General features: G+C 44.1%; 5 protein-coding genes and 1 pseudogene. 3 read left to right on the forward strand and 3 right to left on the reverse strand.

Annotation, left to right across the window (positions count from 1 at the left end):
- A pseudogene (locus tag F6K57_RS33475) lies at positions 1 to 1,142 on the reverse strand (hypothetical protein); the annotation flags it as partial.
- 131 nt (positions 1,143 to 1,273) lie between these two features.
- Positions 1,274 to 1,618 (reverse strand): hypothetical protein, encoded by a 345-nt coding sequence (locus F6K57_RS33480; protein WP_293072276.1) that lies wholly within the window; start codon positions 1,616 to 1,618, stop codon positions 1,274 to 1,276.
- Positions 1,619 to 2,264: 646 nt separating this feature from the next.
- On the opposite strand from F6K57_RS33480, the gene F6K57_RS33485 reads away from it, so the two are divergent.
- Positions 2,265 to 2,660 carry a hypothetical protein gene (locus F6K57_RS33485; protein WP_071102196.1) on the forward strand — a complete coding sequence of 132 codons (396 nt, stop codon included), beginning with the start codon at positions 2,265 to 2,267 and terminating at the stop codon, positions 2,658 to 2,660.
- A 240-nt stretch (positions 2,661 to 2,900) separates the two neighbouring features.
- Here the strand turns inward: F6K57_RS33485 and F6K57_RS33490 are convergent, their stop codons facing one another.
- The gene (locus F6K57_RS33490) at positions 2,901 to 3,095 is read right to left on the reverse strand and encodes a hypothetical protein (protein ID WP_071102195.1); all 195 of its coding nucleotides are present in this window, start codon (positions 3,093 to 3,095) and stop codon (positions 2,901 to 2,903) included.
- 690 nt (positions 3,096 to 3,785) lie between these two features.
- On the opposite strand from F6K57_RS33490, the gene F6K57_RS33495 reads away from it, so the two are divergent.
- Together F6K57_RS33495 and F6K57_RS33500 are read left to right on the forward strand one after the other, a co-directional pair.
- Complete coding sequence (locus F6K57_RS33495) at positions 3,786 to 4,118, forward strand: STAS domain-containing protein (RefSeq protein ID WP_293072277.1); 333 nt, start codon at positions 3,786 to 3,788, stop codon at positions 4,116 to 4,118.
- Positions 4,119 to 4,365: 247 nt separating this feature from the next.
- The gene (locus F6K57_RS33500) at positions 4,366 to 7,107 is read left to right on the forward strand and encodes a TIGR03960 family B12-binding radical SAM protein (RefSeq protein ID WP_293072278.1); all 2,742 of its coding nucleotides are present in this window, start codon (positions 4,366 to 4,368) and stop codon (positions 7,105 to 7,107) included.
- Positions 7,108 to 7,235 lie beyond the last annotated feature (128 nt).

Below are 7,235 nucleotides of genomic sequence, written 5' to 3' on the forward strand. Positions count from 1 at the left end.
GGACAATCATATTTTATTAGATAGTTTTTCAACCAATTAGCATAATTCTCATTATTCCTATCCCATCGACGGAAAAAACGTGGAAGAGATTTTTGTTTAAACTGGTAGTAACGCTCTGATACTTGACAAAGATTTATAGTAGCTTGCTTGAATTCACCTTGACTAGCGAGCTCTTCTATAGCATAGGAAAACTGCAATTGATCTAACATTGACTGACATAGCTTGGGAAAAGCCTTATTTTGACTCTTTATCTTTCTAAGTTGCTCTATTTGTTCTTTTCTGGTAGTAAATTGGCGTCTGCATATGTCCTCAGGAGCAAGGTTTTTTAGTTGATCGTCTGCTCTTCTAGCACTAGTACACTGAAATACACCAAAGGTAATGACTAGAAACAAGGCGATCAAGCCACCCCAAAAACTAATGGGTGATGGGATTCTGCTAGCTGATGAGGTAGCCAAGGTTGTGGCTTGGTCTGGCTCTAAAGGTACTACAGTTGATTGGTTGGGCTCATCAGTTGTTAGATCTGGGTGTTTGGGCTCATCAGTTGTTAGATCTTGGTCTTGAGTAACTGGGGTAATTGGTAGGTTAGGAAAAGCCATGGCGATGGCTTGATCAGTAGCGTCTGTGGTCAGCTCAGATGCCAGCCAATAGTCTGTACTGGTCAACTGTGCTAACTCTTGAGCTACCCAGCTGGGATTAAAAACAGCCTCATAAATACGGTTAGAAACTTTTAAATTTCCCCCCTGGTTAATCACCACACCGGAGTTGAGCAAGACTTTTTGTTCCCAACTGTCATTTGCCATCATGGCTCCCTGCAAAATTTTCTGATACAGCCGCAGGAATTGTTCTTCGAGCAAGAAACTACGAATATCTTGCAGAAGTTCAGCGGCTTCCTGAGTTTCCCAATTTTCAACGAAGTGAGTTTTGACGAGTTCTTCGACTTTGAGAGCTTCCTCACCAACAGGGATGGGAGATTTAGAGTCAAGGATAACTTGACAAAGCTTCTGGGTCAAAAAAGGCTGAGAGCCAGTCCATGCCAGTACCTCGTCTAAGATAACATCAGGGTTGATCAGATGTTCCGCCAATGCGGGTTTGAATGGTTCGAGGATTTTAGCCACCTCAGGTTTATCCTGCTTAGAGGTCATTTCATTCCTTGTGTATTCCAGACTATTTTTCCTTCAAACATATTTTGTGATAGTCTTGAATTTTGGATCAAGATTAACAAGGAATTTCTATGACCTACAAGCCAGGTTATCGGTAAGACATGGGGTTTCGACTACAGGTCCATTACATCCAACCCCTCTGATGGCATAACCTTTCCCCCATACGACTTAACTACATCTTCAAACAAGGGCATATCATCCTGTGGGATTCCCACTACTACTACCATTTTGGCATATTCCTCTGCTCCTTCTTCCTTGTATTCTATTTGCTCGAAGGGCAGGTCTGTTGTCCAATCGTCTAAATTGCTATTAATCATAGGGATGTTGGGCAACAGTTCTTCAACTGGGATAGCGCGAGGTTTAAAAGGTAGATCCACGCAAAATCGAGGCAGTGCCTGATGAGAAAAATTAACGAAATCCACGGGATTGGTAAAAACGACCGATACTTGGACTTTCATAATCTATGCTATGGTATTCAATCTATTGAGACTAAGTTGAATTAATACATCATAGCAAAGATGAGCAGTAAGCTTACCCCGGGCTGTTGGCGTAGCCTGCCGCCAGGCATAGCACGGGGGCTTTCGCCCAGGCAACAGGCGCGTTGGTTTTCAGTAGCCCTAGCTAACTAACGCCCTTAGACTCCCAATTAATTGAGCCTAAGGGTTAAGGGCTGAACCTCTAGGTCTGCTTACTCTACGGAAACCCGTAGCTTCTACAACCGAGTCAATTCCCGGACGACCCCATTGAGAATTAAGAATTGAGAATTGAGAATTGAGAATTGGTATTTCTGAATTCTTGATTCTTGATTCTTGATTCTTCAACATTGCTCCGATTTACGTATCACTCGCCGATACTAACCTACTGGCCTAGCCGTTTTCTCCGGAGCTAAGAGTGCCTTGGCCAATTTCAACCTATATCTATTATACTTGACTGGGGTTAAAACTGCTATGCCGCTTCATCCCGGAGACGAAACCTTTGTTTCTTACGTGAGACAGCCTCTGACTTGCAGTCATGCCAAATCTGGGTCTAATAGCACCGTTAACCAAACTGGTAATATGAACAGTATATTATATCGCAATGACTCAATTTAGGAATTGATGCCTGGTGAATAAAGACGTATCAAGGAGTTTGGTTTACGAGTTCCAGCCTCATCAGATTATTTGCTTAGAGCATGACAATACTCGTTTATACGCTGAAGTGATCGAATTTGTGTCATCGCGACAAATGTGTTGGGTGCGTTCTATGATATTGGTCACCTTGCATAGTCAAGAGCCTGTGCCAGTGGAACTCCCTGAACAGCTTACTCTTTACGACCTACGCTCTGGACCGGATTTACTTTGGCCAGCGAGTTTATTACGACTAGCCTTAGACACTGAAGTAATTCCCCTCTTGGTTCGGTTAGATGACCCTGATGTCAATGTAGAAAGTGACCCTGATGCTCGCCAGCAACTAAGTTATTTTATCTGTGCAGTTTGGCAAGCTTATCCTGAAAAGTTTTAAGTTTTGTTAATGGTTAATCGGTAATAGGACTTTGCCAACTCCATGGTGATCTGATCACGACTCAAGCAGTAGCAAGTCAGACCCCTTAGGAGAGTAAACTAAAGTTGTAGGGGTTTTGCCACATGTAGCTGTCAGAGCTTGCCCCAACCCTGAAAGTCATGGCTAAAAGTCATGGCTAAAAGTCATGGACTAGTTACCAAGCCTCCGAGCTGGTCTAGCCTTAGTTTATAACCACTTTTTCTAGTGACTCGGAACTAGCTGTACACGACCAGCATCCATCTCAGACATTAATAATTCCAGTGCTTCGTAATCCACATCAGAGATGTAACCAGTTTGAGTTAGTTCGTAGTTAATTGCATTCTCTATATCAGGAGTCAACTGCCTAATATAGAGGGCTTTTTCTACTAGTTGACGAATAACAAAGGTAGTTTTCACAATTACTTACCCAAAATTCCATATAAATTTATTGTCTTCTGAAGTTACTAGCCACTATAGTGATCTTTATCTTATTGGTATGTGATCTAAATCACTGATGAGGTGGATTGGTACTCTGTTACATATATATTATCAGCCTTTTGGACTTAACTCAGAAAGCTTAACCTGAACGGAAGAAGCTATGCCGTTTCAAGGGTTAGAGGTATTGAAGTTTAGGTGCCACCCGTGGCGAATTTAATTCTTAATGGTAAGAGCGCACCTAAGGCAGTTATAAGGACATACTGCTTAGTACTACTTGCCTCTACACCCTAGTTAACGTTATACTTCTCTAAGGCTAAACATTTGGCTCAAGCCTATAACAAAAAGTATTATATTTCTATGTCAGGACAGCTCTATTTAGTTAACGTAACAAAAATTATTAAAATTTAATCACTACTTATAGGCATCAACTGAGCCATGGTCTTAGCCACTTAGACCATCGGAAATGAAAAATAAATTACTTAACTTGAAATAAAGTAATATATGATACATTTTGATGGTAAGTTTTATGAAGATTTCAAAAACCATTAGCCATCTGTAAAGATTCGGCAAAGTATCTCAGAAGTGGTATGGAATTAGCAAAATTCCATACTATCTTCAATATATTCTCTAGAAAATTTTATTGGATTTGACCAAGTGAGGAGTCTACTCATGACACAGGCGACCCTAAGTGCAAAATTAAGAATTATTCAACCTTCCGGTCATATTAACGCTTCTAATGCAATTGAGTTTAAAAGTCAGTTGACAGAAGCTGTGGTGGCTGCTGAGGATTCAGCTTTGTTGGTTGATATGCATCAGTTAGAGTCTCTCGACAGTGCTGGGTTAATGGCCTTAATTCATGCCCTGAAGCTAGCAAGAAGTCTAGAGAGGCGCTTTGGTCTTTGCTCCGTAGCTCCTTCAATTCGCATTATGCTGGAGCTAACTAAATTAGATGGGGTGTTTGAGATTTTTGAGAGCCATGAGGCTTTTGCTACAGCCCTCTAGGGGGTTGAAGTAGGTTGGGAAGCTAACTCAATGGCTCTGAGTGCAGCAAAATAATAGGAAATCTAAGGAAGATTAAGTGCTTACAGCGATGATGATGGGAGGAGATAGGGAAATACCAGTCAAGAAGTCTGGTGGTCCTTATCTCCCTCACTTCATCCACCTTCACCCCCCCTATCTCTACCCTGAGTACTGATAAAATGAATAGTGGATCAGGGTTAACTGCATTAAAAGCAGTAATAAATTTTCTATGGGAATCAGTGTAGAGGAAATACTAACAGCAGACATCAACAGACCAGCCCGTTACTTAGGTAACGAGTTGGGAGCAGTCCATAAACCTTGGGAAGAAGCTGAGGTACGCTGGGTATTGACTTATCCAGAAATCTATGAAGTGGGCGCTTCTAACTTAGGCCATATCATCCTCTACAATATATTGAATTGTCAACCTAGGCAGTTATGCGATCGCGCCTATCTACCCGCCCCAGACTTGGCAGCTAAATTGCGTTCCACTCAAACCCCTCTGTTTGCTGTCGAGAATCGGCGACCTCTGACAGATTTCGATATTATTGGCTTTAGCCTTAGCTATGAATTAGGGGCAACCAACATCTTGGAAATGTTGGATTTGGCAGGAATTCCCCTTACCTGGAAAGACCGTGCTGAGTTTGATATATCGGAAATCCCCCTAATTTTTGCAGGTGGACAAACGGCGACATCGAATCCTGAACCCTATGCTGATTTCTTAGATTTTGTTGATCTTGGCGATGGGGAAGAATTGTTGCCAGAGATTGGCTTAGTAATCGAAGAGGGCAAAGCAGCTGGCTTAAGTCGAGAAGCGTTACTCCTGGATTTGGCTCAGATACCAGGGGTGTATGTCCCCCAATTCTATGATATGACTGAGGATGGCTCAGTTAAACCCAACCGCCCTGATGTGCCGAAGCGGATTTTGCGGCGTGTGGCTACACCGATGCCTGCCTATGCTATTGGACTAGTACCCTATATCCAAACGGTTCATGACCGACTCAAGATCGAAGTGCGGCGGGGCTGTACTCGCGGTTGTCGGTTCTGCCAACCTGGGATGCTGACTCGACCAGCGCGGGATGTGGAACCAGAAAAAGTGGTGGAAGCTATTGAACAAGGGATGCGTGCTACAGGGTATAACGAGTTTTCCCTTCTATCCCTGAGTTGTTCCGATTACCTGGCTCTACCAGCGGTGGGGATGGAAATCAAAAATCGTCTTAAGGATCAGAATATTTCCTTGTCCCTACCGAGTCAGCGGGTAGACCGCTTTGATGAAAATATTGCCAATATCCTAGGGGGAAATCGCCAGAGTGGCTTGACCTTTGCCCCAGAAGCAGGAACTCAGCGGATGCGGGATATTGTTAATAAGGGACTGACTAATGAAGAACTGCTCAGGGGAGTAAAGACGGCATTTGAGCAAGGCTGGGAGAAAGTCAAGCTCTATTTTATGATTGGTTTGCCCGGTGAAACGGATGCGGATGTGTTGGGGATTGCGGAAACGGTGCGTTGGTTGCAGCAGGAGTGCCGTGCTAAAGGCAGAAAAACCCTTAAGTTTAACATAACTGTTTCTAATTTTACCCCAAAACCTCACACCCCATTCCAGTGGCATTCCGTATCGACTTCGGAGTTTAAACGCAAGCAGGAATTGCTCAAACAAGTATTTGGTCAGATCAGGGGGGTGAAGGTTAATTACACCGATGTTCGGATTTCGGCCATGGAAGATTTCGTGGGACGGGGTGACAGACGCTTAAGTGCGGTGGTGCGCCGTGCTTGGGAATTGGGGGCAGGGATGGATGCCTGGATGGAAAGCTTGGATCGGGCATTTGCTGCTTGGGAAAATGCGATCGCTTCATCAGGTCTGACCTGGAAATATCGCCAAGTAGAAAGTGGCGAATGGAATGTGATGGCGGGTGTAGAAGAGTTGCAAGTTGGAAGGTTGAATGTTGAAAGTTCAGAGCAACCGTCTAACCTTCAACCGTCTAACCTTCAACCAAATAACCTTCAACCAAATAACCTTCAACCTTCAACCCTTCAACCTTCAACCCTTAACGCCCTTGATGCTCCCTTGCCTTGGGATCATATTGATACGGGAATTGATAAGAATTGGCTCAAGGAAGATTTACAACGGGCGTTAGATGCAGCAACAGTACCGGATTGTTCCTTTGATGGGTGTTCTCACTGTGGTGTGTGTGGGATTGATTTTGGTCATAATGTGGTGATTGACCCGCCGCAGATTCCGCAATTTGCTGGTCACTTTAAACCCAATACTAATAAGGATCAGCGGCTGCGGGTTTGGTTTGGAAAGTTGGGGGATATGACCTTGTTGGGTCATCTGGATTTGGCAAGTCTGTTTGAGAGAGCAGTAAGACGGGCGTCACTACCAATTCGCTATAGTGGGGGGTTTCGGGCTAATGCTCGGATTATGATTGCTAATGCGTTGCCCTTGGGAGCGTCTAGTAGTGGGGAGATTGTGGAGTTTGAGTTAACTGAGAAAATGCCAGTTGAGGAGTTTAGGGAAAGGCTGGTGTCTGAGTTGCCTGAAGAGATTCCGGTGTATGGGGTTGAGGGAGTGGATTTGAAGGAACCTGCTGGAACTCAGCTGTTGGAAAAGGCTGAGTATTTGATTCGAGTTGAGGTAATGTCATCGGTGTCTTGGGAAGACTGGCAGGGTTGGATTGAAGCGATTAAGGGTAGTAAGGAAATTTGGTGGGAACGGTTTACGAAGTCGGGGAAGAAGCAGTTGGTGAATTTATGCGATCGCTTATTTGAGTTCGAGGTGATGGAACCCCAAAAACCCAAAGATGGTGAAGAGGAGGTTGCGGAGTCTGGGGTGGTTTTGCGGTATGTCGGGAGTTGTTTGAATGATGGCACCATGTTGCGACCAGAGCATATTATTTATATGTTGGACCAGGTGGCGCAGCGGGAGTTTCGTTTGTTGCATGTTCATCGGCAACGGTTGATTCTGCGCAATTGATAAATTTGGTGTGGCATTGCTGAATCTTCGGATGAATATGAGTGGGGTGGGCATCCTGCCTGCCCAAAAAGATCCGGTGCGCTTGACCCATTAAGAATTAAATTCGCCACGGGTCGCACCGTCAGGAA

The sequence above is a fragment of the Moorena sp. SIO4A5 genome (genome assembly GCF_010672005.1).
In the GTDB taxonomy this organism is placed as follows: Bacteria; Cyanobacteriota; Cyanobacteriia; order Cyanobacteriales; family Coleofasciculaceae; genus Moorena.

Bases quoted from the DNA above. Each gene is read 5' to 3' on its own strand.
- F6K57_RS33480 (WP_293072276.1), bottom strand. From the start codon at position 1,618: ATGAAAGTCCAAGTATCGGTCGTTTTTACCAATCCCGTGGATTTCGTT.
- F6K57_RS33495 (WP_293072277.1), top strand. From the start codon at position 3,786: ATGACACAGGCGACCCTAAGTGCAAAATTAAGAATTATTCAACCTTCC.
- F6K57_RS33500 (WP_293072278.1), top strand. From the start codon at position 4,366: ATGGGAATCAGTGTAGAGGAAATACTAACAGCAGACATCAACAGACCA.